Origin of the sequence: Micromonospora sp. CA-249363 (assembly GCF_050950185.1) — a bacterium.
GTDB lineage: Bacteria > Actinomycetota > Actinomycetes > Mycobacteriales > Micromonosporaceae > Micromonospora.
Map to the genome: position 1 here is coordinate 5,193,994 of NZ_CP192020.1, position 24,581 is coordinate 5,218,574.

General features: G+C 71.7%; 24 protein-coding genes. 12 read left to right on the forward strand and 12 right to left on the reverse strand.

Annotated features, from left to right (window positions below; all coding sequences use genetic code 11):
* Nucleotides 1-26: 26 nt before the first annotated feature.
* Nucleotides 27-1,445: an NYN domain-containing protein gene (locus ACQPZK_RS22990; RefSeq protein ID WP_433534969.1), complete on the reverse strand. Its 1,419-nt coding sequence runs from the start codon at nt 1,443-1,445 to the stop codon at nt 27-29.
* A gap of 127 nt (nt 1,446-1,572) precedes the next feature.
* Between ACQPZK_RS22990 and ACQPZK_RS22995 the strand changes: the two genes are divergently transcribed.
* The 5 genes from ACQPZK_RS22995 (at nt 1,573) to ACQPZK_RS23015 (ending at nt 7,017) form a co-directional block, all read left to right on the forward strand.
* Nucleotides 1,573-3,327, forward strand: coding sequence for a DEDD exonuclease domain-containing protein (locus ACQPZK_RS22995; protein ID WP_433534970.1), 1,755 nt, complete (start codon nt 1,573-1,575; stop codon nt 3,325-3,327).
* A gap of 128 nt (nt 3,328-3,455) precedes the next feature.
* Nucleotides 3,456-5,246: a RelA/SpoT family protein gene (locus ACQPZK_RS23000; RefSeq protein ID WP_433539287.1), complete on the forward strand. Its 1,791-nt coding sequence runs from the start codon at nt 3,456-3,458 to the stop codon at nt 5,244-5,246.
* Nucleotides 5,247-5,299: 53 nt separating this feature from the next.
* Entirely contained in the window at nt 5,300-5,842 is a 543-nt protein-coding gene (locus tag ACQPZK_RS23005; protein ID WP_433534971.1) for an NUDIX hydrolase, read from the forward strand.
* Nucleotides 5,839-6,693: a sugar phosphate nucleotidyltransferase gene (locus ACQPZK_RS23010; RefSeq protein WP_433534972.1), complete on the forward strand. Its 855-nt coding sequence runs from the start codon at nt 5,839-5,841 to the stop codon at nt 6,691-6,693. Before ACQPZK_RS23005 ends, ACQPZK_RS23010 begins: the two co-directional genes overlap by 4 nt.
* A gap of 36 nt (nt 6,694-6,729) precedes the next feature.
* Complete coding sequence (locus ACQPZK_RS23015; protein WP_422736132.1) at nt 6,730-7,017, forward strand: Lrp/AsnC family transcriptional regulator; 288 nt, start codon at nt 6,730-6,732, stop codon at nt 7,015-7,017.
* A gap of 87 nt (nt 7,018-7,104) precedes the next feature.
* On the opposite strand, the gene ACQPZK_RS23020 is transcribed toward ACQPZK_RS23015, so the two are convergent.
* The 5 genes from ACQPZK_RS23020 to ctaE form a co-directional block, all read right to left on the reverse strand.
* Nucleotides 7,105-7,785: a DUF4142 domain-containing protein gene (locus tag ACQPZK_RS23020; RefSeq protein ID WP_433534973.1), complete on the reverse strand. Its 681-nt coding sequence runs from the start codon at nt 7,783-7,785 to the stop codon at nt 7,105-7,107.
* A gap of 195 nt (nt 7,786-7,980) precedes the next feature.
* The gene (gene qcrB / locus ACQPZK_RS23025; RefSeq protein ID WP_433534974.1) at nt 7,981-9,603 is read right to left on the reverse strand and encodes a cytochrome bc1 complex cytochrome b subunit; all 1,623 of its coding nucleotides are present in this window, start codon (nt 9,601-9,603) and stop codon (nt 7,981-7,983) included.
* A complete protein-coding gene (qcrA, locus tag ACQPZK_RS23030) occupies nt 9,600-10,697 on the reverse strand; it encodes a cytochrome bc1 complex Rieske iron-sulfur subunit (protein WP_433534975.1) in 1,098 nt (365 codons plus the stop codon). Before qcrA ends, qcrB begins: the two co-directional genes overlap by 4 nt.
* A 64-nt stretch (nt 10,698-10,761) precedes the next feature.
* Nucleotides 10,762-11,601, reverse strand: coding sequence for a cytochrome bc1 complex diheme cytochrome c subunit (qcrC, locus tag ACQPZK_RS23035; RefSeq protein WP_425731874.1), 840 nt, complete (start codon nt 11,599-11,601; stop codon nt 10,762-10,764).
* Nucleotides 11,602-11,673: 72 nt separating this feature from the next.
* Nucleotides 11,674-12,273, reverse strand: a complete 600-nt coding sequence (ctaE, locus tag ACQPZK_RS23040; RefSeq protein ID WP_433534976.1) for an aa3-type cytochrome oxidase subunit III — start codon at nt 12,271-12,273, stop codon at nt 11,674-11,676.
* 108 nt (nt 12,274-12,381) lie between these two features.
* On the opposite strand from ctaE, the gene ACQPZK_RS23045 reads away from it, so the two are divergent.
* From ACQPZK_RS23045 to trpD, 3 genes are all read left to right on the forward strand, one after another.
* Nucleotides 12,382-13,371, forward strand: coding sequence for a cytochrome c oxidase assembly protein (locus ACQPZK_RS23045; RefSeq protein ID WP_433534977.1), 990 nt, complete (start codon nt 12,382-12,384; stop codon nt 13,369-13,371).
* A gap of 109 nt (nt 13,372-13,480) precedes the next feature.
* Complete coding sequence (locus ACQPZK_RS23050; protein ID WP_355049380.1) at nt 13,481-13,876, forward strand: hypothetical protein; 396 nt, start codon at nt 13,481-13,483, stop codon at nt 13,874-13,876.
* A gap of 90 nt (nt 13,877-13,966) precedes the next feature.
* Nucleotides 13,967-15,031: an anthranilate phosphoribosyltransferase gene (gene trpD / locus ACQPZK_RS23055; protein ID WP_433534978.1), complete on the forward strand. Its 1,065-nt coding sequence runs from the start codon at nt 13,967-13,969 to the stop codon at nt 15,029-15,031.
* Between the two features lie 292 nt (nt 15,032-15,323).
* Here trpD and ACQPZK_RS23060 read toward each other — a convergent pair whose 3' ends face one another.
* The 3 genes from ACQPZK_RS23060 to ctaC form a co-directional block, all read right to left on the reverse strand.
* A complete protein-coding gene (locus ACQPZK_RS23060; RefSeq protein WP_433534979.1) occupies nt 15,324-15,530 on the reverse strand; it encodes a hypothetical protein in 207 nt (68 codons plus the stop codon).
* Between the two features lie 268 nt (nt 15,531-15,798).
* Complete coding sequence (locus ACQPZK_RS23065) at nt 15,799-16,224, reverse strand: cytochrome c oxidase subunit 4 (RefSeq protein ID WP_433534980.1); 426 nt, start codon at nt 16,222-16,224, stop codon at nt 15,799-15,801.
* Nucleotides 16,225-16,233: 9 nt separating this feature from the next.
* Nucleotides 16,234-17,205 carry an aa3-type cytochrome oxidase subunit II gene (gene ctaC, locus ACQPZK_RS23070; protein ID WP_433534981.1) on the reverse strand — a complete coding sequence of 324 codons (972 nt, stop codon included), beginning with the start codon at nt 17,203-17,205 and terminating at the stop codon, nt 16,234-16,236.
* A 194-nt stretch (nt 17,206-17,399) separates the two neighbouring features.
* On the opposite strand from ctaC, the gene ACQPZK_RS23075 reads away from it, so the two are divergent.
* Nucleotides 17,400-18,551 carry a cysteine desulfurase family protein gene (locus ACQPZK_RS23075; RefSeq protein WP_433534982.1) on the forward strand — a complete coding sequence of 384 codons (1,152 nt, stop codon included), beginning with the start codon at nt 17,400-17,402 and terminating at the stop codon, nt 18,549-18,551.
* Nucleotides 18,548-18,781 (forward strand): sulfurtransferase TusA family protein, encoded by a 234-nt coding sequence (locus tag ACQPZK_RS23080; RefSeq protein WP_433534983.1) that lies wholly within the window; start codon nt 18,548-18,550, stop codon nt 18,779-18,781. The genes ACQPZK_RS23075 and ACQPZK_RS23080 overlap by 4 nt, the downstream gene beginning before the upstream one ends.
* Nucleotides 18,782-18,905: 124 nt before the next feature.
* Here the strand turns inward: ACQPZK_RS23080 and ACQPZK_RS23085 are convergent, their stop codons facing one another.
* From ACQPZK_RS23085 to ACQPZK_RS23095, 3 genes are all read right to left on the reverse strand, one after another.
* Nucleotides 18,906-19,883, reverse strand: a complete 978-nt coding sequence (locus tag ACQPZK_RS23085; protein ID WP_433534984.1) for a carbohydrate kinase family protein — start codon at nt 19,881-19,883, stop codon at nt 18,906-18,908.
* Between the two features lie 168 nt (nt 19,884-20,051).
* Nucleotides 20,052-20,420 (reverse strand): iron-sulfur cluster insertion protein ErpA, encoded by a 369-nt coding sequence (erpA, locus tag ACQPZK_RS23090; protein WP_282257478.1) that lies wholly within the window; start codon nt 20,418-20,420, stop codon nt 20,052-20,054.
* Nucleotides 20,421-20,579: 159 nt separating this feature from the next.
* Nucleotides 20,580-21,719, reverse strand: coding sequence for a glycerate kinase family protein (locus tag ACQPZK_RS23095; RefSeq protein WP_433534985.1), 1,140 nt, complete (start codon nt 21,717-21,719; stop codon nt 20,580-20,582).
* A gap of 68 nt (nt 21,720-21,787) precedes the next feature.
* Here ACQPZK_RS23095 and nadA point away from each other — a divergent pair, with 68 nt between their 5' ends.
* Together nadA and murA are read left to right on the forward strand one after the other, a co-directional pair.
* Nucleotides 21,788-22,963, forward strand: a complete 1,176-nt coding sequence (nadA, locus tag ACQPZK_RS23100) for a quinolinate synthase NadA (protein ID WP_433534986.1) — start codon at nt 21,788-21,790, stop codon at nt 22,961-22,963.
* 212 nt (nt 22,964-23,175) lie between these two features.
* Complete coding sequence (gene murA, locus ACQPZK_RS23105; RefSeq protein ID WP_203177790.1) at nt 23,176-24,531, forward strand: UDP-N-acetylglucosamine 1-carboxyvinyltransferase; 1,356 nt, start codon at nt 23,176-23,178, stop codon at nt 24,529-24,531.
* The last annotated feature ends 50 nt before the right edge of the window (nt 24,532-24,581 follow it).

Consider the following 24,581-nt stretch of genomic DNA (forward strand, 5'->3'; position numbering starts at 1 on the left):
CCAGGTGCAGCGCCTGCGGCGTGCGGTCAGGAGCGGGCGAGACGGCGCAGCAGCGAGTCGGCCCCCAGCGGGTACGCGCCGTGCCGGCGTACACCGTCGGCGACCTCGCGGTCGGACGAGACCACGACGACCGGACGGCCCGACGGCTCGGCGCGGACCAGGCGTCGGATCAGCTCGTCGGCGGTCTCGCCCTTACGGGAGAAGAGCACCCGTACGCCGCGCGGTGCGGGCGGCAGCCCGTGCATCCGCTCGGCCCCGTCGAACACCACGGTGACCTCGTCACCGGTCTGCGCGGCGATGCCGCCCAGCCCGGTGATGAGGCGCTTGCGCTGCTGCTCCAGCGACATCTCGCCGAAGCCGCGCTTGGTGACGTTGTAGCCGTCCACCACGAGGTGCGCCCGGGGCAGGGCGAGCAGCTGGTCGAGCCGGGCCGGGTCGTCGGTGTCGCGGGCGCGCGCGGCCGGCCCCGCCGGCGCGGTGCCGGGCTGCTCGGCGAACGCGTCGGCGACGAAGTCGGCGGGGAGCTTGTCGACCGGGTCGAGCGCCAGCTCGCGGCGCAGCCCGACGGCGGCCTGGCCGATGGTCTCCAGCAGCAGCCAGAGGCGGGCGTCGTCGACCGAGCGGGCCTCCTTGGCGCTGGCCCGGGCCACCCCGGCGGCGGCCTCCGCCTCGGCGAGCCGGGCGCGGGCGCGGCGCAGCTCGGCGTCGACGTCCGCGCTGGCGCGGGCGGCCCGGCCGCGTTCGGTGGCGAGGAGTTCGGTGGCCTTGCGCTCGCGGACCTGCGTCTCGCGCAGGGTGCGGGCCAGCTGACGGGACTCCTCCCGGAGCTGACCCAGCTCCTCGCGGACCCGGGCCAGCTCGTCGCGGAGCTTGTCGGCCTCGACCCGGGCCACCGCACGGTCGTGCTCGGCACGGGTGGCTCGCTGCTCGGCCTCGCGGACCAGTTCGGCGACGACGGCGCTGTCCGCCTCGGCGCGGACCGCCGCGCCACTGGCGTCGATCAACTCCCGCCAGCCCCGCGGCCGGGCCAGGTATGCCAGTGCGGCCACCTCGACCGGGTCGGCTGCGGCCGGCGCGGTGCCCTCGACCACGGCCGCCCCAAGGTCACCCGCGTCGGCCAGCACCCGGGCGGTGACCCGCTGCCGGAACAACGGGTCGGCGGTGAGCTGCGCGGCGATCGCCGGAGCGCCGAGACGGGCCCGCCGGTTGGGGGCGAACTTCGCCACCCGCCGCAGCGGCACCGGCACCTCGTCGCCGGGGAGCCCCGGCAGCACGGCGGCGGTCAGCGCCACGATCCGCTGGCGGACCGGCTCGGGCAGCGTGGGCTCCGGCTCGACACCAGAATCGGTAGGATTGTCACCGGCGTCCGGATCGCTCACCGCGCCGTCGCGGGCGACCGGATCCTCCTGCGGGAGGTGGTCGTCGTGCGGCTCGGTGAGGGGCATGTGGCAAGTCTCCCACCGCTGGCGGGCCCACCGCCTGGTGAGTGAGCCGATCTCTCATCCTAGCCCCATGGGGACTGGTGGGACGTCTGCGACGGGAGTGTCGGACCGGGACGCTAGCGTGCCGCCGATGGCACAGGCGGAGTACGTCCAGGAGTCACTGGCCGGTCTCGACCCGGCGGTGGGCGGGGTGGACCCGGCCCTGCCGCTGTACGCGACGACCTTCGTGGTGGTCGACCTCGAAACCACCGGCGGCGCGCCGGACGGCGGCGGGATCACCGAGATCGGCGCGGTCAAGGTGCGCGGCGGCGAGGAGCTGGGGGTGCTGGCCACCCTGGTCAACCCGGGGCAACCGATCCCGCCGTTCATCACCGTGCTGACCGGGATCACCCAGGCCATGCTGCTGCCGGCCCCGCCGATCGAGCAGGTCCTGCCCAGCTTCCTGGAATTCATCGACGACGCGGTGCTGGTGGCCCACAACGCCCCGTACGACGTGGGTTTCCTCAAGGCCGCCTGCGCCCGGCACGGCTACCGCTGGCCCAACCCCCGCGTGCTGGACACGGCGGCGCTGGCCCGACGGGTGCTGACCCGCGACGAGGTGCCCAACCGCAAGCTCGGCACCCTGGCGGCGTACTTCCGCACCGCCACCCAGCCCACCCACCGGGCCCTGGACGACGCCAAGGCCACCGTCGACGTGTTGCACGGTCTGATCGGCCGCCTCGGCGGGCACCGCGTCGACACGGTCGGCGACGCCATCGAGTTCGCCCGCGCGGTCACCCCGACGCAGCGCCGCAAGCGGCACCTGGCCGAGGGGCTGCCCAAGGTCCCGGGGGTCTACATCTTCCGGGCCGCCGACGACCGGCCGCTCTACGTCGGCACCTCCGGCGACATCGCCACCCGGGTGCGCAGCTACTTCACCGCCGGCGAGAAGCGCGCCCGGATCTCCGAGATGCTGGCCGCGGCCGAGCGGGTCGAGGCCGTGGAGTGCGCGCACTCCTTGGAGGCGGAGGTCCGCGAGCTGCGGCTCATCGCCGCGCACGCCCCTCCGTACAACAGGCGGTCGAAGTACCCGGAGCGGATGGTCTGGCTCAAGCTGACCGAGGGGCCGTACCCCCGGTTGTCGATCGTGCGCGACATCTCCCCCACCGACACCGCCTACCTCGGGCCGTTCACCTCTCGGCGGGCCGCCGAGCTGGCCGCCGCCGGCTTCCACGACGCGGTTCCGCTGCGCCAGTGCACGCACCGGCTCTCCCTGCGCACCGTCACGCCGGCGTGCGCGCTGGCCGAGCTGGGTCGCTGCCCGGCGCCCTGCGAGCACCGGATCACCCCCGAGGAGTACGACGACAGAGCCGTCGCGCCGTTCCGGACGGCCACCGCGAGCGACCCGCAGCCGGTGGTGGACGCGCTGCTGGCCCGGATCGACGTGCTCGCGGCCGACCAGCGTTACGAGGAGGCCGCCGTGGTGCGGTCCCGGCTGGCCGCGGTGCTGCGCGCCACGGTGCGGATGCAGCGGTTGGCGGCGCTGACCGGGATCGTCGAGCTGGCGGCGGCCCGACCGGCGGCCCGGGGCGGCTGGGAGCTGGCCCTCGTACGCCACGGTCGGCTGGCCGGCGCCGGCGTGTCTCCGCCGGGCGTCCACCCACGACCCACGCTGAACGCCATCCGGGCCACGGCCGAGACGGTGTCCGGCGGGCACGGGCCGGTGCCGTCGGCCACCGCCGAGGAGTCCGAGCGGATCCTGTCCTGGTTGGAGCGGCCGGAGACCCGGCTGGTCGAGATGTCGTCCGGTTGGTCCTCGCCGGCGGGCGGCGCGGGCCGCTTCCGTGACCTGCTGGCGAAGGCCGAGAGCGGGGCGTCGCACCAACTCTCGACCGAACGCTCATGACCAACTGACCGATCGGACTACGTCGACTCGCTTAGGCTGTTAAGGAAGTGCAGTCCTGCCCGTTTCGTGGGCCTGCTCCCGATCACCGGGTCCGGTGACCGCGGAGCCGGGGTGAGGAGGTGTCCCTCGTGGACGTCGACGCCGGACACGGCGCCGCCCTGGGGGGCGCCCTGCCAACCCAGTCGGGCGAGCTGCCCCTGACCCGCCGACTGCGGTCGTTGCTCACCTGGCCGACCGCCGACTCCGACCCGGTCACCCACCTGGTCCGCACCCATCGGGGCATTCACGCCGGTGCCGACCCGGCGGTGCTGCGACGGGCGTACACGATCGCGGAGAACATGCACCGCGGGCAGTTCCGCAAGAGCGGCGAGCCGTACATCACCCATCCCCTCGCGGTGGCGCAGATCTGCGCCGAGCTGGGCATGGACACCACCACGCTGGTCGCGGCGCTGCTGCACGACACCGTCGAGGACACCCGCTACACGCTCCAGGCGCTCTCGGAGGACTTCGGCCACGAGGTGGCCCACCTGGTCGACGGGGTGACCAAGTTCGACAAGGCGTTCTACGGCAAGGCCGCCGAGGCGGAGACGGTCCGCAAGATGATCGTCGCGGCCGCCAAGGACGTCCGGGTGCTGATCATCAAGCTGGCCGACCGGCTGCACAACATGCGGACGCTCGGCGTGCGCTCGGCGGCGTCCCGGGAGCGGATCGCCCGCAAGACGCAGGAGGTTCTCGTCCCGCTCTGCGACCGGCTGGGCATCCAGACACTCAAGCGTGAGCTGGACGACGTGGTGCTGCTGCACCTGGAGCCCGACGAGCACGCCCGGCTGGCCCGGCACGTGCACGACCGGCCCGGCTGGGAGGCCTACCTCGACGCCGTGGTCAACCGGGCCCGGGTCGCGCTCAAGCGCAGCCGGGTCGACGCCGAGGTGAGTCCCCGTCCCCGGCACCTCTACTCCATCTGGAAGGACACCGTCGCCGGCGGTCACACCGCGCCGTACGACCTGCCCCGCATCTCGGTGGTGGTCGACGGTCCGGCCACCGACTGTTACGCGGCGCTGGGCGCGATCCACGGCACGTGGCGGCCGGTGCCGGGCCGTTTCAAGGACTTCATCGCCTCCCCGAAGAACAACCTGTACCGCTCGCTGCACACCAGCGTCTGTGGTCCGCAGGACCGTACGGTGGAGGTGCTGATCCGCACGGAGGAGATGCACCGCTCGGCCGAGTACGGCATCGCCGCCGACTTCCGCTTCCCGCGCTCGGGCGGCGGCGCGGCGGCCCGGGCCGAACAGTTGGACTGGCTGCGCCGTGTGCTCGACTGGGAGCCGGAGGCCGCCGATCCGGCCCAGTTCTACGAGTCGCTGCGCTGCGACCTCGCCGAGGGTCAGATCCAGGTCTTCGCCGACGGTCGTCAGGTGGTGCTGCCGGCCGGAGCCACACCCGTCGACCTGGCGTACGAGCTGGGTAGTCACCGGGGTGACCACTGCCTCGCCGCCCGCATCAACGGTCGGCTCGCGCCGCTGAGCTCGGAGCTGGACGAGGGCGACGTGGTGGAGATCTTCACCGAGAACGACGCCGACAACGGCTTCGAGGCCGCCGCCGCGCCGCGCGGTCCGCGCAAGGAGTGGCTGGGCTTCGTCAAGTCGCCGCACGCGCAGATGCAGATCAACAGGTGGTTCGCCGAGCACACCGAGCCGGGCATCACGATCAGCGACAAGGTGCGCCTCGGTCGGGCCACCATCGGTCTCGCCCTACGCCAGCACAACCGGGGCCTGGCGAGTGACCTGCCGCTGCTACGGCTCTCCGAGGAGTTGGGCTACCCCGACCTGGAGACCCTGCTGGTCGCGGTCTTCGACCGGGTGATCGAACCGGACGCCGTGGTACGCCAGCTCATCGACCTTGTCGACCATCGACAGTGACCCGGACGGCCCCAGCGCGTCCGAAGGACATTCGTGACCACTAGCCTGGGGTCATGATCCCCCGCTCCCGTGCCACCGGTCGGGCCGTCTTCTACCAGGCCTTCTACCGGCTGCCGCTGCCGGTGCGCCGGCGCCTGGTCCGGCTCGCCGTACCGAAGTACATCGTCGGCGCGGTCACGCTGGTCCGCGACGCCGAGGCGACGGGTGCGGGTCGGTTGCTGATGCTGCGCCAGCCTCCCGGCAAGGGCTGGTCGCTCCCCGCCGGCCTGCTGAACCGGGGTGAGCCTCCGGTCGTGGGCGCGGCCCGCGAACTGTTCGAGGAGTCCGGCGTCCGGCTGCCGCCGTCCCGGCTGCGCCCCGCCGTGCCGAACGCGATCGTGCACGCCAAGGGCTGGGTGGACATGGTCTTCGAGACGGAGGTGCCGGCGTCCAGCACCGAGCTGGTGGTGGACGGCGGGGAGGTCTTCGAGGCCGCCTGGCATCGGTTGGACGACCTGCCCAAGCTGACCTGGCCGACCGCGCGGCTGCTCGCCTACTACGACATCGGGCCGCTGGCCGGTCAGTTCCCGCCGCCGATACCCGACACCGCGCCATGACCAGGGCGAGCTGGCCGGGAGACGTCTGCGCGGTCGTGCTCGCCGCGGGCGAGGGCACCCGGCTGCGCCCGCTCACCGAACGGGTGCCCAAGGCGCTCTGCCCGGTCGGCAACGTGCCGCTCCTGGACCGGGCCCTGGATCGGTTGGCCGGACTCGGCCTGCGGAGTCCCGCGCGGGTCGCGGTGAACGCCTGCTACCTCGCCGACCAGGTGGTCGCGCACGTCGGCGACCGCGCCCACCTGTCGGTGGAGCCCGGCGACCCGCTCGGCACGGCGGGCGGAGTGGCGAACCTGCGGGACTGGATCGACGGCCGACCGGTCCTGGTCGGCAACGCCGACGCGTACCTGGCCGATCCGGCCGCCGCGCCGGGCGCCGACCTGGCCGCGCTGCTCGACGGCTGGGACCGGGACTCCGTACGCCTGCTCGGGCAGCCCGCCGCCGACCCGGACGCGCCGGGCACCTTCGCCGGGCACTGCTTCACCGGATTCTCGCTGCTGCCGTGGCGACTGGTCCGCGACCTGCCGGTGGTCTTCTCCGACCTGGTACGCGCGGTGTGGCGTCCGGCGGAGGCGGCCGGGGAGCTCGACGTGGTGCCGTACACGGGCACCTTCTTCGACACCGGGACGCCGGCTGACTACCTGGCGGCCAACCTGCACGCGGCGGCCGGCGGCGTGCTCGTCGACGAGTCCGCCACCGTGGCCGGGAACTGCGTCGAGTCGGTCGTCGGCGCGGACGCCCGGGTGGACGGCGACGTACGGCGCAGCGTGATCTGGCCGGGCGCGACCGTGCACGGGGACGAGCGACTGCGGAACGTGATCCGCTACGGCGACGACGGCACGGTCCAGGTCTAGCATGGGCGACGACGCCGACGAACGGAGAAATGCCCCGTGATCACCGCGATCGTGCTGATCGACTGCGCCACCGACGCGATCCCCGAGGTGGCCGACGCCCTGGCCAACGTCTCCGGTGTCAGCGAGGTCTACTCGGTGGCGGGGCACGTCGATCTCATCGCCATCGTCCGGGTCCGCGAGTTCGACCAGATCGCGCAGGTCATCGCGGGCAGCATCTCCAAGGTGCCGGGTGTGCTGAACACGGAGTCGCACATCGCGTTCCGGGCGTACTCGAAGCTCGACCTTGAGGAGACGTTCGCGATCGGCCTCGCCGACGCCGACTGACGCGCGGGCCGCGTGGGCGGCCGGGCGGATCGCGTGACGGCCGGTCCACCCGTTGCGGGGTGGACCGGCCGTCGCGCTACCGCGAGATCAGCTCTCGCTGGGTGCGGGCCGCTCGGTGGTGCCGAGGCCCGGTTCCGGCGACTCGGTGATCCCACCACTCGGGGCCGGCGACTCGGTGACGCCACCCGGACCCGGCGACGAGGTGCCCGGGCTGGGCGTGCCGCTGGCGCTGGTCTGCGGGACCGGGATGCCCAACTGGTTGGCCAGCTGGACCAGCTCGTCGTAGTGCGCCTGCAGCGTCGGCAGGGCGGTCTGGGCCAACTGGACCACCGACTGCTCGGAGCCCTGCGAGATCTCCGTCTGGGTGGCCTGGATGGCCTGGACGTGACCGGCCAGCTCACTGGTCACCCAGAGCCGGTCGAACTCCGCGCCGCTGACGTTGTTCAGCTTGTCGATGACCGCCTGCTGGTCGGTCGTGGGCTCGTTCGGCAGCTGGACGTTGAGCTGCGAAGCGGTCTGCTGCACCGTCTGGTCCAGCTGGGTGTGGTCGGTCTTGAACATCGCGCCCAGGTCCTTGACCCCCTGGTTCTGGCCCTTCTGCTGAGCCAGGTCACCGGCGGTGATCTCGAAAAGGTTCACCTGGTGCACCGCCTGCAGGTACTGGGTGTCCTGCGTCGACGGCTGTGCCGCCGCCTGCGCGGCTGCTGCCGGCGCGACCCCCACCAGCACCAGCGCGGCCAACAGGCCGAGGCGTTTGAGTCCCAACATGCTTCCCCCCCTTGAGACGTTGGACCGCACGGTTACCCGGCTCACGGGGGTTATTCCTGCGATCGCCCGGCGCGCGGGGTCGACCGGTCCCGCCATGCCCGTCCGACTCCTGCGCGGTTGGGCGACCGGACACCGGAAACGACGTGACGCCCGCCGGAAATCCGGCGGGCGTCACGTGACGGTGCTGTCGGGCGGTCAGCGGCGGCTCTCGCCGCTGCCGATCTCCGCACGCTCTCCCCGGGGCTCGACCGGCGGGTGACCCGGCGAGACCGGCGCCTCGACCGGCTTCTCGATCGGGTAGAAGAAGCCCCGGACCGCCGGGCCGAGGGCACCGAGCCGGTTCATCTTCTTCGGTACCACCCAGCCGGCGTACTCCAGCTCACCGTGGCCGTCCGCGTGCCCGTTCGACGCGCTGAGCGGCTGGTGGACCTCGACGAACCGACCGTCCGGCAGGCGCCGGATGATGCCGGTCTCGACGCCGTGCGCGAGTACCTCCCGGTCGTGCTGCTGCAGGCCCAGGCAGAGCCGGTAGGTGACGTAGTACGCCAGCGGCGGGACCACGAGCAGACCGATCCGGCCCGCCCAGGTCATCGCGTTCAGGCTGATCTGGAACTTGTCGGCGATCACGTCGTTGGCGCCCGAGAGCGTCAGCACGATGTAGAAGGCGACGGCCATGGCGCCCACGGCCGTACGGGCCGGAACGTCGCGGGGCCGCTGGAGCAGGTTGTGGCTCTTGCGGTCCTTGAGGTGCCGGGCCTCCAGGAACGGGTACATCGTCGACAGGCCGACCAGGATGCCGGGCAGCACGACAGTGGGCCAGAACAGCGGCGGGATGACGTAGTTGCCGATCGGGATCTCCCATGCCGGCATGAGTCGCGTCGAGCCGTCGAGGAACATGACGTACCAGTCGGGCTGGCTGGCGGCCGAGACCACCCATGCCTCGTACGGGCCGAACAGCCAGATCGGGTTGATCTGGAACAGACCGCCCAGCAGCGCGATGACGCCGAAGACGACCATGAAGAAGCCGCCCTGCTTCAGCGCGTAGCGGGGGAACATCCGCTCGCCGACCACGTTGTTGTTGGTCCGGCCGGGGCCGGGCCACTGGGTGTGCTTCTGCTTGAAGACCAGGCCCAGGTGGACGCTGATCAGCGCGAGCAGCAGGCCCGGGATCAACAGGACGTGGGCGATGAAGAACCGGCTGATGATGATCGTGCCGGGGAACTCCCCACCGAAGATCGACGACGTCAGCCACGAGCCCACCACCGGGATGGACAGCATGATCGCCGAGGCGATCCGCAGACCGGTGCCGGACAGGCCGTCGTCCGGCAGTGAGTAGCCGGTGAAGCCGGCCAGGAAGCCGACCCAGAACAGCAGCGAACCGATGATCCAGTTGGTCTCGCGCGGCTTGCGGAAGGCGCCGGTGAAGAACACCCGCAGCATGTGCACGACGATCGCGGCCATGAACAGCAGCGCCGCCCAGTGGTGCATCTGCCGCATCACCAGACCGCCCCGGACGTCGAAGGACAGGTCCAGGCTGGAGGCGTACGCGGCGGACATCGGGGTGCCCTGCAACGGCGCGTAGCTGCCGTCGTAGACCACCTCGGTCATCGCCGGCTCGTAGAAGAAGGTCAGGAACACACCGGTCAGCAGCAGCACGACGAACGAGAACAGCGCGATCTCGCCCAGCAGGAACGACCAGTGGTCCGGGAAGACCTTGTTCAGCAGCTTGCGCAGCGGCGTGGCTACCGCGAAGCGGTCGTCCACCCCCGCCGCGGCCTTGCCCGGCGTGGCCGCCAGGTCAAACTTTCGACGCTTCATGGCCGCTCCCAGAAGTCAGGCCCGACGGTCTCGGTGTAGTCGGACTTCGCCACGAAGAAACCCTCGGAGTCCAACTCGATCGGCAGCTGCGGCAGCGATCGGCTGGCCGGGCCGAAGACGGGCTTGGCGTTGTCGGTGATCAGGAACTGGGACTGGTGGCACGGGCAGAGCAGCCGGTTGGTCTGCTGCTCGTAGAGGCTGGCGGGGCAGCCGGCGTGCGTGCAGATCTTGGAGAACGCCGCGTAGTTGCCCCACATGTAGTCCTTGTGGTGCTCCACGCCCGGACGCGCGTTGGCCTCGCGGGACTTCTGGGCGTCCGCGTCGCGTAGGTGGATCAGCAACGTCGGCGAGTCGGCGTGCCGGTTGCTCACGCCGTGCTCGATGCCCGGGAACACGGTCAGCTGACCACCCGCGCTGATGTCCGCCGGGCGTACCGGGCGGCCGTCCTCGCGGACCAGGCGGATCTTCTCCCCGTTCTCCTTCGGGGCGAACCCGGTGGTGAACATCTGGTTGTTCTTGTGCGGGTTCGAGATCAGGCCGCCGACCAGCGGCGCCGCCGCGACCGCGGCGACCGGCGCGAGACCGGCCAGCAGCGAGATGCCGAGCAGCGGACGACGCTTGATGCCCATCTCGTCGGCCAGGTAGAGCATGGTCTGGCCGGTGATGGTACGACCCTCGGAGTCGACCTGGCCCTCGTGCCGGTCCTGGATCGAGACCTCCTTGGGCAGCAACTTCTTGCCCCAGGTCAGGATGCCGAAGCCGACGGCGAGCAGAGCGATGCCGAGGGTGGCGCCCAGCAGCGGCGTGTAGAACTTGTCGCCGCCGCGGCCCGGCGCGTACTCCCACGGCCAGGCGATGTAGATGATCAGGAACGCGGTCGCCGCCAGGCCGGTGAGCAGGAAGAACCCGGCCACCACGCGGGTCAGCCGACGCTCCGCCTTGGTGCCCGGCAGCACCTGCGGCTCGTAGTGGACGATCTCGATGTCGTCCCGACGCGCGCCCTCGCGGACGATGTCGAATCGGCTCAGCCTGGGGTCGTTCACGTCGAGCGGCTCCGGGCCCTGCGGGGCCTGGTGCTCGGTGTGCGTGCTCATGCCGTCACCTCGCTACGGGTGGCGCCGAGCGGCACCACGGCGGTGATACTGAAGATCCGCTCGGTCACGACTTACCCGCAATCCACAGGCTAGCGAACACGAGCGCCACGATGCCAACCAGGAAGATCGCCAGGCCCTCGGTGGACGGCCCGTACCGACCGAGGTTGAACCCGCCCGGGTCCTGGTCGGTCTTCAGCGTCTCCTGGATGTAGGCGATGATGTCGGCCTTCTGCTCCGGCGTGATCTGGTTGTCGCCGAACACCGGCATGTTCTGCGGGCCGCTCAGCATCGCCGCGTAGATCTGCCGGTCGGTCGCCGGGTGCAGGCTCGGGGCGAACTTGCCCGAGGAGAGCGCACCGCCGCCACCGCCGAAGGCGTGGCACTGCGAGCAGTTGATCCGGAACAGCTCGCCGCCGGCCGCGACGTTGCCGTTCTCGTGCAGGTCCTCTTCGGTGCCCGGGACGACCGGGCCGCCGCCGAGTTCCTGGATGTACTGGGCGAGCTGACGGGTCTGCTCGTCGGTGAAGACCGGGGGCTTGCGGTGCGCCTGGGCCTCCTGGCGGGCCAGCGGCATACGGCCCGAGCTGACCTGGAACTCGACCGAGGCCGCGCCGACGCCGATCAGGCTCGGCCCGCGGCCCTCGACGCCCTGGGCGTTGCGTCCGTGGCAGGTCACACAGCTCACATCGAACAGCGCCTTGCCCTCGGCTGCGGCGCCGGTGAGCGGCGGATTGTCCTGCGCCTGCGCACCGGGGGCGAAGACGGTGTAGGCGCCGCCGGCGAGCATCAGCGCCGCGATCAGCCGGACCGCGGCGCCCAGCCGGCGGCGGCCCCTGCTGCGCGCGGCGGGCCGCCCGCGCAACCGCGCGAGCAGGCCGCGTCGGCGGTCGTTGTCAGAAGTCATGAGCTGTGTCCTTAACCGGTTGGACCTTGTCTCAGGGGACGGAGCAGCGGCGCGGTTCGTGACGCGCCAAGATCACTGAAGCCAGTAGATCATGGCGTACAGGCCGATCCACACGACGTCGACGAAGTGCCAGTAGTACGACACGACGATCGCCGAGGTCGCCTGCGCCGGGGTGAACCGGCCCATGGTCGTGCGGACCATGAAGATGATGAAGGCGATGAGACCGCCGGTCACGTGCAGGCCGTGGAAGCCGGTCGTCAGGTAGAACATCGAGCCGTAGCCGTCGGCGTTGATCTTGACGCCGTCCTCCACCAGGTGGCGGTACTCGTTCAACTGGCCGAGTACGAAGATCAGGCCCATCACGAAGGTGACGGTGAACCAGCGGCGCAGCGCGTGCACGTCACCCTTCTCCGCCGCGAAGACGCCGAGCTGGCAGGTCACCGAGGACAGCACCAGGATCACCGTGAAGGTGGTCGCGTACGGGATGTTCAGCGACTCGGTGTGCTTCTCCCACTGCTCCGGCGCAGCCGCGCGGATCGAGAAGTACATCGCGAAGAGCGCCGCGAAGAACATGAGTTCGCTGGAGAGCCACACGATCGTCCCCACGCTGACCATGTTGGGTCGCGTCAGAGAGTGGATCCGGCTCTTGTCAATGGCTGGGGCCGCAGTCACGCCGTCATTATTGCCCCTGACCGGGGCCGGCGATCAGCGGGGTGGCAAACCTGCGCCTTCCGTGGCCCGGGCGTCAGGGTCCGGTTCGCCTGGCCTAGCCTGAAAAGCGTGCTGCACGTCGATCCCATCCTCGCCGCCACCTCGGCCATCCCGGCCGATGTGCTCGCGGCCACCTCGGCGGGCCCGTCGACGCTGGCCGCCGGTACCGAGGCGACCCCGCCACCGTTCACCATCGGCGCGGTGCTGACCGAGACCCGCCTGGACAGCTGGCTGGCCCTCGGCCTGGTGCTCGCCGCCGGTCTCTACCTGTACGGGGTACACCGGCTGCGCATCCGCGGCGACCGCTGGCCGGTCGCCCGTACCGTCTTCTTCCTCGGGCCCGGGCTCGGCGGCATCGCGCTGGTCACGGTCAGCGGGCTGCACGCCTACGACACCGCGCTGCTGTCGGTGCACATGGTTCAGCACATGGTGCTCTCCATGGTGTCGCCGATCTTCCTGGCGCTGGGCGCGCCGATGACGCTGGCCCTGCGGACCCTGCCGGTCCGGCCGCGCAAACGCCTCCTGGCGATCGTGCACAGTCGGATCGCCCGGGTCTACAGCTTCCCGCTGGTGGCGTTCGCCATCTTCGTGGTCAACCCGTTCGCGCTGTACTTCAGCGACCTGTACCGCTTCACGCTGGAGCACGCCTGGGCGCACGAGCTGGTACACGCGCACTTCATCATGACCGGCTGCGTGTTCTTCTGGCCGCTGCTCGGCCTCGACCCGCTGCCCGGCCGGTGGCCGTACCCGGCGCGAGCGCTGCTGATGCTGCTCTCCGTACCGTTCCACACCGTGCTCGGTCTCACCATCATGCAGAGCACCACGCTCTTCGGCGGCGACTGGTACCCGTCGCTCAACCTGAGCTGGTCCGACCCCAAGGCCGACCAGGTCGTCGCCGGAGGCATCCTCTGGGCCGGCGGCGAGTTCGTCAGCGTCACCATGCTCGCGGTGCTGGTCGTGCAGTGGGTCAAGCAGTCCGAGCGGGAGGCCCGCCGCGTCGACCGCGAGCTGGACCGCCAGGAGGCCCGCGACCGCGCCGCCGACGCCGCGACAGCCTGAGCTGCGCAGACGGCACGCCCGACGCGCGGGAAGCGGGCGGCGTGTCAGGTACGTCACGTCGGCCGGTACGATCGGCGGGCAGCTACGAGGTTGGAAGCGGAGTGTCGGCATGAGTGAGCGTCTGTGCACCGTCCTGCTCTACAGCGACGACCCGCAGGTCCGTGACCGGATGCGGCTCGCCGTGGGCACCCGGCCCGCGCCCGGCCTGCGGATCGAGTTCGTCGACGCGTCGACCTACGCCGAGACCATCCGGCTGGTCGACGACTACGAGATCGACCTGCTGCTCCTCGACGGCGAGGCGAGCCCCGGCGGCGGCATCGGCATCGCCCGGCAGATCAAGGACGACCGGGACGACGCGCCTCCCACCTGCCTCGTGATCGCCCGCGCCGCGGACCGATGGCTCGCCGCGTACGCCGAGGTCGACGCGACGCTGGTGCACCCGCTCGACCCGGTGACCACCGGCAGCACGGTGGCCGAGTTGCTGCGGACGCACGCACCCGCCTGACGTCCCCACACCAACCGGCACCGACACGGCGCCGGCCGAGCCTGCGCCGGTTCCAGCCCACCCGCACTTCGTACGCTCGGGAGGCCCGCCATGGGCGATCGGACCTGGCCGCACCTGCTCAACTCGCTGCTGCGCGGCGAGGAGCTGTCCACCGGCGACACCGCCTGGGCCATGGGCGAGATCATGGCCGGCTCGGCGGGCGCGGCGCAGGTGGCCGGCTTCGCGGTGGCGCTGCGGGCCAAGGGTGAGACCTCGGCCGAGCTGGCCGGCCTGGTGGAGACGATGTTGAGTCGGGCCGTCCCCGTCGACCTGCCCGACGAGCTGCGTTCCACCGCGTTGGACGTCGTGGGCACGGGCGGTGACCTCGCCCACACGGTCAACATCTCCACCATGGCCGCGCTGGTCGTCGCGGGCGCGGGTGTCCGCGTGGTCAAGCACGGCAACCGGGCCGCGTCCTCCTCCTGTGGCACCGCCGACCTGCTGGAGTTCCTCGGCGTCCCGCTCGACCTCGACCCCGACGCCATCGTGCGCTGCGTCACCGAGGCCGGCATCGGCTTCTGCTTCGCCGCCCGGTTCCACCCGGGCATGCGGCACACCGGACCGGTCCGCCGGGAGCTGGGCGTCCCGACCGTGTTCAACTTCCTCGGTCCGCTGACCAACCCGGCCCGACCCCGCGCCGGAGCGGTCGGCTGCTTCGACGCGCGGATGGCTCCGGTGATGGCCGGCGTGTTCGCCGCCCGTGGCGACTCGGTGCTGGTGATGCGCGGTGAGGACGGGCTGGACGAGTTCACCACGGCCGCGCCGACCCGCGTCTGGGCAGCCCAGAACGGCACCGTACGGGAGGCCGTGCTGGACGCGAGCGACCTGGGCGTACCCCGGGCCACCCTGAGCGACCTGCGCGGCGGTGACGCCGCGTACAACGCCGGCGTGGCCCGTCGCCTGTTGGCCGGTGAGACCGGCCCGGTGCGTGACGCGGTCCTGGTCAACGCGGCGGCGGCGCTCGCGACGCAGGGCCCCCTCGACGGCGACCTGACCGAGGCGCTGCGCGCCGGCCTGGACCGTGCCGCCGAGTCGATCGACTCGGGCGCGGCGGCCGGTGTCCTGGAGCGCTGGATCGAGACCGCGACCACCACCGCGGCCGCGACCCCCGCCTGACCGCTCGAGAGCCGCACGCGCCGAGGGCCGCACAGGTCGAGAACCGCACGCGCCGAGGGCCGCACAGGTCGAGAACCGCGCAGGTCGAGGGCCGCACAGGTCGAGAACCGCACGCGCCGAGAGCCGCACAGGTCGAGAACCGCGCAGGTCGAGGGCCGCACAGGTCGAGAACCGCACGCGCCGAGAGCCGCACAGGTCGAGAACCGCGCAGGTCGAGGGCCGCGCGGATCGAGAGCCGCACGCGCCGAGAGCCGCGCGGATCGAAAGCCGCGCAGGTCGAGAACCGCGCGGGTCAGGCCGCGTGGCGGCGGGTGGGCTGGCGGCGTCGGCGCTCGGCCAGCCGGGTGACGGGCGCGACGAACGTGGCGATCACCACGGCCGCGCCGCAACCGGTGCAGACCAGCTCGGGACAGTCGCTGCCGTGACCGTCGGCGCAGGGCGGCGCCTCGAACAGCGTCGCGCCCTCGCACACGTCGCAGTAGAGATCGCGGTGCGACATCGGGGCGTCTCCTCTTCACTCCGGGCGGCCCGCTCCCGAATGCGACAACGGCGCACACCGGAAGCGGAGAACTACTCGCCTGTAGTTTCCCACTCGGGTCCGACAAATCTCCGCGCACGCCGCGACCCTGCAAGAACCACTCGACATCACGGAAGGCGGGGTGTCCGGGCGCCCGGACACCCCGGATCCCAGGAAACCGAGTCGATCAACGCCGAAGGCCCGCTCCCCCGGGCGGGGTGCGGGCCTTCGGCGGTACGCGATCGGTCGATCAGTGCTCGGCGGTGCGCCGGGTACCGGTGTAGTACTCGAACAGCAGGCCACAGGCGGCGAAGACGACCGCCACCAGGCCGAGGCCGATCAGCCAGAACTGCCAGAACACCATGCCCAGCGCGGCGACCGCGGCGGCCAGTGCCAGACCGAACGGCCAGTAGCTGCCCGGGCTGAAGAAGCCGACCTCCCCGGCGCCGTCGGAGATCTCGGCGTCGGCCCGGTCCTCGGGGCGCAGGTCGATACGGCGGGAGACGAACCAGAAGAAGCCACCGCACATCGAGCAGAGCAGGAACGACAGCGCCAGGGCGACGGTGCCCACCCACTCGATGTCGCCCGACTCACCGTGCGTCCAGGCGCCGTAGAGGATGGTGGCGCCGAAGAGGAACCCGGCGATGATCAGGAAGATACGCCACTCGGTCTTCATGCGGCTGCCTCAGCTTCCCGTACCGGCCGGAGCGCTGTCCGGGTTGAAGTTGCTCTGCGTCCGTCGGGTGTCGAACGGCTTCGTGGTCTGCGCGTACGGCTCCTCGCCGATCTGAGCCAGCGCCTCCTGGGTGGACTTGCCACCCTGCTTGGCCGCGAGGAACTGGTCGTACTTCTCCGGCGAGACGACCCGCAGCTCGAAGTTCATGAACGCGTGGTAGCTGCCGCACAGCTCGGCGCAGCGGCCGACGTAGGCGCCCTCGGCGTCGAGGCTGGAGACCTCGAAGACGTTGCGGATCTTGCCCGGCATGACGTCCCGCTTGAACAGCAGCTCCGGCACCCAGAAGGAGTGGATGACGTCGCGGCTCGTCTCCTCGAACCGGATCGACCGGTTGGTCGGCAGCACGAGCACCGGGATGACCTCGCTGGTGCCGAGCGTCGACGCGGTGGTCTTGGCCTCCGGGCCCTGCCCGTCGCGGTAGTTGAACTGCCAGTTCCACTTGAACGCGACGACCTCGACCGTCACGTCGGGGTTCTTCGACAGCTTGTCGACGTCGGTCTGCACGATCGCCGTGTAGTAGAAGAGCACGGAGACGATCAGGATGGGCGCGATGGTGTAGAGGAACTCCATCGGCAGGTTGTAGCGGGTCTGCACCGGCAGCGCGTTGCCACGCTTGCGGTACCGCACGACGCACCAGAAGATCAGGCCCCACACGAAGACGCCGACCGCCAGCGCGGCGACGCAGGAGGCGATCCACAGGTCGTACATCCGGTGCGACTCCGGGGTGATGCCGCCCTGGGGCCAACCGAAGCCGTCGAACGTCTTGCCGACGTCACAGCCCGTGAGCAGAACCAGCAGCGCCACGCCCCCGAGACCGAGCCCGGCCAACCGACCGGCACCACGTCCCCGGCGTCCACCGACCCGTGGGGCAGCACCGTGCCGTACGGCCGACGGCCGTACCTCCGAACTCCTTGCGACCACCTGGTCCTGCCTCCCTAGCGCGCCGCGGTGCGTCGTTCGTCAGCACCGGCGGCAAAGGCGTCACCGACGGTCGCAGATTACTCGACCATGACGGACTCGACCGTGGTGGGGTCACTGTCCGCCCCCATCGGGGGGATCCTGGGCATAACGTCGCGATAGCGTGGGGACCCGTGAGCGCATCAGCGTGGGGACCCGTGAGCGCATCCCCGGTCTACCTGGACGCGGCGACAGCCGCGCCGCTGCATCCGGTCGCCCGGCAGGCGCTGCTGGCGGCCCTGGAGGACGGCTGGGCCGACCCGGGAAAGCTCTACGGCCAGGCACGCCGCGCACGGCAACTGCTCGACGCCGCCCGCGAGGCCGCCGCGCAGACGCTCGGCGTCCGCGCCGACGAGCTGTCCTTCACCCCCAGCGGTACGACCGCAGCGCACGGCGCGGTGCTCGGCGCGCTGGCGGGACGGCGTCGGGTCGGGGCGACCCTGGTGCACTCGGCCATCGAGCACTCCGCCGTCCTGCACGCCGCCGAGCGGCACGTCGCGGCCGGTGGCGCCGCCACCGCCGTACCGGTCGACCGGACTGGCCGACTGGACCTGAGCGGCTGGTCGGACGCCGTCCGTGCGCCCGGGGTCGCGCTGGCCGCGCTGATCAGCGCCAGTCACGAGGTGGGCACCGTGCAGCCGGTCGCCGAGGCGGCGGCGGTGTGCGCGGAGGTCGGCGTGCCGCTGTACGTCGACGCGGCGCAGTCGGTCGGACGGGTGCCCCTGCCGGCCGGCTGGTCGGTGCTCAGCGCCAGCGCCCACAAGTGGGGCGGGCCACCCGGGGTGGGGTTGCTGGCGGTGCGCAAGGGCACCCGCTGGGAGTCGCCGTGGCCGGCCGACGAGCGGGAGGGGGGTCGTACCCCCGGGGTGGTGAACCTGCCCGCGGTGGTGGCGGCGGCGGCGAGCCTGCGCGCGGCGGCGGCCGACGCGGCCGCCGAGCAGGCCCGGCTGTCCCCGCTGGTGGACCGGATCCGGGCGCGGGTGGCGGCGGAGGTGCCCGACGTCGAGGTGGTCGGCGACCCGGTGCTACGCCTGCCGCACCTGGTGACGTTCTCCTGCCTGTACGTGGACGGCGAGACGCTGCTGCACGCGCTGGACCGGCGGGGGTTCGCGGTGTCGTCCGGCTCGTCCTGCACGTCGTCCACGCTGCGGCCGTCGCACGTGCTGGAGGCGATGGGGGTGCTCTCGCACGGCAACGTCCGGGTCAGTCTTCACCGGGACACGACGGAGGAGGACGTCGAGCGCTTCCTCGCCGAGCTGCCCGGGATCGTCGCCGGGCTGCGGGCCGACGCCGGGGTGGTCGGGCTGTGACGATGCCGGACGAGGTGATCGACTGCCGGGGGCAGCGCTGCCCGCTGCCGGTGATCGCGGCGGCCCGGCGGATGCCGCAGGTGCCGGTCGGCACGGTCGTCCGGGTACTAGCCGACGACCCCGCAGCGGCCGTCGACATCCCGGCCTGGTGCCGGATGCGCGGCCACGAGTACCTCGGCGCCCTGACCGGCCCAGAAGGCCCCGCCTACGACATCCGCCGCACCCACTAACCAGCCCGCCCTCCCCACCCCACCCGCTCTCCCCCGCGATCTTGCACTTTGTGTGGCGACAAGAGCGGACACAAGCCGCGAAACGACAACACAAAGTGCAAGATCGGCGAGAAGACCGTAGGGGTTACGGGAGGAGGTGGGGGCGGACTTCTTCTGCTGCCACGTCGCCGTAGGACTCGGCGAGGCGCTTGACGAACAGGTCGCGGCGTACGTCGTACTCCTGGGTGCCGACCGTCTCCAGGACGAGCGTGGCCAGCAACGAGCCGACCTGGGCGGCCCGTTCCAGGCCGAGGCCCCAGGAGAGCGCGGTGAAGAAACCGGCCCGGAAACCGTCGCCGACACCCGTGGGGTCGACGGCCCGGATCTCCCGGGCGATGGGTACGTGGATGGGGTCGATGCCCCGGCCGGCGATCTCGACGCCGTCCTTGCCCAGCGTGGTGACCCGCACCTTCACCAGGTCCAGCAACTGGTCGTCGCTGAGCTGCGCCTTGCTCTGCAGCAGCGACTTCTCGTAGTCGTTGGTCATGAGGTACTCGGCGCCCTCGATCAGCGCCACCACGTCCTCGCCGGGCATCCGGGCGAGCTGCTGGGAGGGGTCGGCGGCGAACGCGTACCCGCGGCTGCGGCACTCGGCGGAGTGCCGCAGCATCGCCGCCGGGTCGTTGGCGCTGACCAGCACCAGGTCCAGCCCGCCGAGCCGGTCGGCGACCGGGGCCAGTTCGATGTTGCGCGCCTCGCTCATGGCGCCCGCGTAGAACGAGGCGATCTGGCACATGTCGGTGTCGGTGGTGCAGACGAACCGGGCGGTGTGCGCCACCTCACTGACGTGTACGGAGTCGCAGTCCACGCCGTGCCGCTCCAGCCAGGAGCGGTAGTCGGCGAAGTCCGCGCCGACCGCCCCCAGCAGCACCGGGCGCAGCCCGAGCTGCCCCATGCCGAAGGAGATGTTCGCCGCCACCCCACCGCGGCGGAGCACCAGGTCGTCCACCAGGAAGGAGAGCGAAACCTTGTGCAGTTGATCGGCGATGAGCTGGTCGGCGAAGCGACCCGGGAAGCTCATCAGGTGATCGGTGGCGATCGAGCCGGTCACGGCGATCTTCATGTCAACCCTCAGGGTCGGGAGCAGGGCGCGGTCAGCCTACCGGCCCGGTAACCGGGACGTGATCGGTCCGTCAGGCATCGGCAACCAGCTCGTCACGAGCGCGTCACGACCGCCACGACGAAGGGCCGCCCCGAAGGACGGCCCGTCATCGCTGGTGTGGTGCGTGACTCAGTTGAACGAGTCGCCGCAGGCGCAGGAGTTGCCCGCGTTGGGGTTGTCGATGGTGAAGCCCTGGGCGTCGATCCGGTCGGCGAAGTCGATCGTCGCGCCGGCCAGGTAGGGGGCGCTCATGCGGTCGACGACGACCTCGACGCCACCGAAGTCGGTGACGACGTCACCGTCGAGCGAGCGCTCGTCGAAGAACAGCTGGTACCGCAGGCCGGAGCAGCCGCCCGGCTGCACCGCGACCCGGAGCCGCAGGTCGTCGCGGCCCTCCTGCTCGATCAGGGCCTTGACCTTCTGCGCCGCGACGTCGGTGAGGACGACGGAAGTAGGGGCCTGGGCCTCGGTCGACTCGGTCTGCGCTGGCGTGGTCACGTGGAAGTCTCCCTGCGCGGTTTTGGGTCCGGACGCACTGGCCAACGCCGCGCGCCGTCCAGTGATTCCCGATTGTGGTCCGGTTCCGATGGTACGCCGCCCCGGCCGCGCGTACCCGGGTGGCGGGTCCCCCGCCCCAGGTGGGACGGCGGCGAGCGCTCAGCGGCTCCACTGCCGGGCCAGCCGGGCGCCCAGTTCGCGCAGCCCGTCGGCGGGACGGCTCAGCGCGGCGTCGAGCCCGCCGGCCGCCTCGCCGCCGAAGTGCTCCACCAGGCTGTACGCGTCGGTCACCCCGGCCGAGGCGGCCTCCCGCCGGCCGGTGCTGACCTGGCCGGCGACCACCACGCAGGGAACCCCACGGTCGCGGGCGGCCCCGGCCACGCCCGCCACGACCTTGCCGCGCAGCGACTGGTGGTCGAACGACCCCTCGCCGGTGATCACCAGGTCGGCGGTGTCCAGAGCGGCGTCCAGCCGGGTGGCGCGGGTGACCAGGCCGATGCCGGACTCGAAGGCGCCGCCGAGCGCGAGGACGGCCGCGCCCAGGCCGCCGGCGGCCCCACCTCCGGGCAGCGCGCCCAGTCCCGCCGGGCAGCCGGGCAGATCCCGTTCCAGCACCGCCGCGAAGCGGTCCAGAGCGGCGTCGAGCAGCAGCACGTCGGCCCGGTCGGCGCCCTTCTGCGGACCGAAGACGTTGCTCGCGCCGTGCAGGCCGAGCAGCGGGTTGTCCACGTCGGTGGCGGCGACCAGCCGGACGTCCCGCAGCCGGGGTACGCCGTCCAGGGCGTCGACCGCGGCCAGGGCGGCGCCCCCGTACGGCAGGGCGGCGCCGGCGGCGTCCAGCGGTGTCACGCCCAGCGCGGCGAACATGCCGGCGCCGGCGTCGTTGGTGGCGGAGCCGCCCAGCCCGATCACGACCGTGCGGGCCCCGCTCTCCACGGCGGCGGTCACGAGCAGACCCAGCCCGTACGAGGTGGTCGCCTTCGGGTCGCGCTCAGCGTCGGTGAGCAGGTGCAGCCCGCACGCCTGGGCGCTCTCCAGGTAGGCGGTCGTGCCGTCGGCGGTGAGCAGGATCTCACCCGCCACCGGACGGCCCAGCGGATCGACCGTCGACACCGGCAGCCGCCGGCCGCCGAGCGCGTCGGCGAGCACCTGGACGAAGCCCGGCCCGCCGTCGGCGAGGGGCCGGATCAGCAGGTCGTCGCCGTCGGTGACGCTGCGCCAACCGGCGGCCACCGCCGCGGCGACCTCCGGTGCGGGGAGGGTGCCGGCGAACTTGTCCGGGCAGAGCAGCACGCGCATGCGGAGCAGTGTGGCAGCACACACCGAGCGGAGCTGCGGCGCGCTCGCGCTGTGGGACCATGGGGTACGTGACTTCGACCTGGGTGGAACCCTCCAACACGGCGACGGCTCTGCTGCTGCTCGGGCGGGGCAGCGACCCCGACACCGAGCGCGGCGTCGAGTGTCCGGGCGACCTGCCGGCGCCCAGCGATCCCGACCTGGTGGCCCGCGCCACGGCGGCGAAGGCGAAGCTGGGCAGCAAGGTCTTCGTGCTGGGGCACCACTACCAGCGCGACGAGGTGATCCAGTTCGCCGACGTGACCGGCGACTCGTTCAAGTTGGCCCGGGAGGCGGCGGCCCGCCCGGAGGCGGAGTACATCGTCTTCTGCGGCGTGCACTTCATGGCCGAGAGCGCCGACATCCTCACCACCGACGCCCAGCGGGTGATCCTGCCCGACCTGGCTGCCGGCTGCTCGATGGCGGACATGGCCGTGCTGGGTAAGGTCGAGGCCGCCTGGGACACGCTGACCGAGCTGGGCATCGCGGGTGAGACCGTGCCGGTGACGTACATGAACTCCTCGGCGGACATCAAGGGGTTCGTGGGCCGCAACGGTGGGGTGGTCTGCACCTCGTCCAACGCCAGGCGCGCCCTGGACTGGGCGTTCGAGCAGGGTCAGAAGGTGCTCTTCCTTCCGGACCAGCACCTGGGCCGCAACACGGCGGTGCTGGAGATGGGCCTGTCGCTTGACGACTGCGTGCTCTACGACCCGCACAAGCCCGGGGGCGGGCTGACCCCCGAGCAGCTGCGGGACGCCAAGATGATCCTCTGGCGGGGGCACTGCTCGGTGCACGGTCGGTTCACGCTGGACAGCGTCAACGAGGTACGGGAGCGGGTGCCGGGCGTCAACGTGCTGGTCCACCCGGAGTGCCGGCACGAGGTGGTCACCGCCGCCGATCACGTCGGCTCGACCGAGTACATCATCAAGACCATCGAGGCGGCGCCGGCCGGCTCGGCGTGGGCGCTGGGCACCGAACTCAACCTGGTCCGCCGACTGGCCCTCGCCCACCCGGACAAGCAGATCATGTTCCTCGACAAGGCGGTCTGCTACTGCTCGACGATGAACCGGATCGACCTGCCGCACCTGGTGTGGGCCCTGGAGGAGCTGGTCGCGGGCCGGGTGGTCAACCAGATCACGGTGGACGCCGACACCGCCCACCACGCGCGGGTGGCGCTGGACCAGATGCTCGCCCTGCCCGGAGCTTGATCACGATCCGTGACGTCCTTGGTACGCAAAAGTGCCGGATCACCGATTAATGCCACACACGCCGGTCTGACCGAGTCCTTTTTCGTCACCGAGGGCTATGCTGCCGGAGCGACGACGCGAGCGGGCCGTTTCGATGTGGCCGCATCCGGGGTAGCGACAAGGTTCACGCTCCCCACCATCAACACAGCAGCACCGAAGCGCTGGAGGTTGCGTTGACCGACGACGTCCTGGTCGTGCATGGAGGCACTCCGCTCGAAGGGCGGATCCGCGTGCGCGGCGCGAAGAACCTGGTTTCCAAGGCGATGGTCGCCGCACTGCTGGGCGACAGCCCGAGCCGGCTGTTCGACGTGCCGAAGATCCGCGACGTCGAGGTGGTCCGGGGTCTGCTCGGTCTGCACGGCGTCAAGGTGACCGACGGCGCCGAGGACGGTGAGCTCGTCTTCGACCCGGCGAACGTGGAGAGCGCGAGCACCGACCAGATCAACGTGCACGCCGGTTCGAGCCGGATCCCGATCCTGTTCTGCGGGCCGCTGCTGCACCGCCTCGGGCACGCGTTCATCCCGGACCTGGGCGGCTGCCACATCGGTCCGCGTCCGATCGACTTCCACCTGCAGGCGCTGCGGGAGTTCGGCGCGACCGTCGACAAGCGGCCCGAGGGTCTGCACCTGTCCGCGCCGAACGGGCTGCACGGCACCAAGTTCGCCCTGCCGTACCCGAGCGTCGGCGCCACCGAGCAGGTGCTGCTGACCGCGGTCATGGCCGAGGGCGTCACCGAGCTGCGCAACGCCGCCGTCGAGCCGGAGATCATCGACCTGATCTGCATCCTGCAGAAGATGGGCGCGATCATCAAGGTCCACACCGACCGGGTGATCGAGATCCAGGGCGTGCCGAAGCTGCACGGGTACACCCACCGGCCGATCCCGGACCGGATCGAGGCCGCGAGCTGGGCCGCCGCCGCGCTGGCCACCCGTGGTCACGTCGAGGTCCTCGGCGCCCAGCAGGCCGACATGATGACCTTCCTGAACATCTTCCGCTCGGTCGGTGGCGAGTACGAGGTCACCGACGCCCGCGCGCCGAAGCTCGGCGACCCGGGCCAGGAGGGCGGCATCCGCTTCTGGCACCCGGGCGGCGAGCTGAACGCCGTGGCGCTGGAGACCGACGTGCACCCGGGCTTCATGACCGACTGGCAGCAGCCGCTGGTCGTGGCGCTGACCCAGGCCCGCGGCCTGTCGATCGTCCACGAGACGGTCTACGAGCAGCGGCTCGGCTACACCGAGGCGCTGAACTCGATGGGCGCCAACATCCAGGTCTACCGGGACTGCCTCGGCGGCACCCCGTGCCGCTTCGGCCGGCGCAACTTCAAGCACTCGGCGGTGATCGCCGGGCCGAGCAAGCTGCACGCCGCCGACCTGGTCATCCCGGACCTGCGGGCCGGCTTCAGCCACCTGATCGCGGCGCTCGCGGCCGAGGGCACCTCCCGCGTGTACGGCGTCGACCTGATCAACCGGGGCTACGAGGACTTCGAGGCGAAGCTCGCCGACCTCGGCGCGCACGCCGAACGCCCGTAACACCCGCACACCGTCGGCCCGGTGCACCGCGATGTGCACCGGGCGCGGAC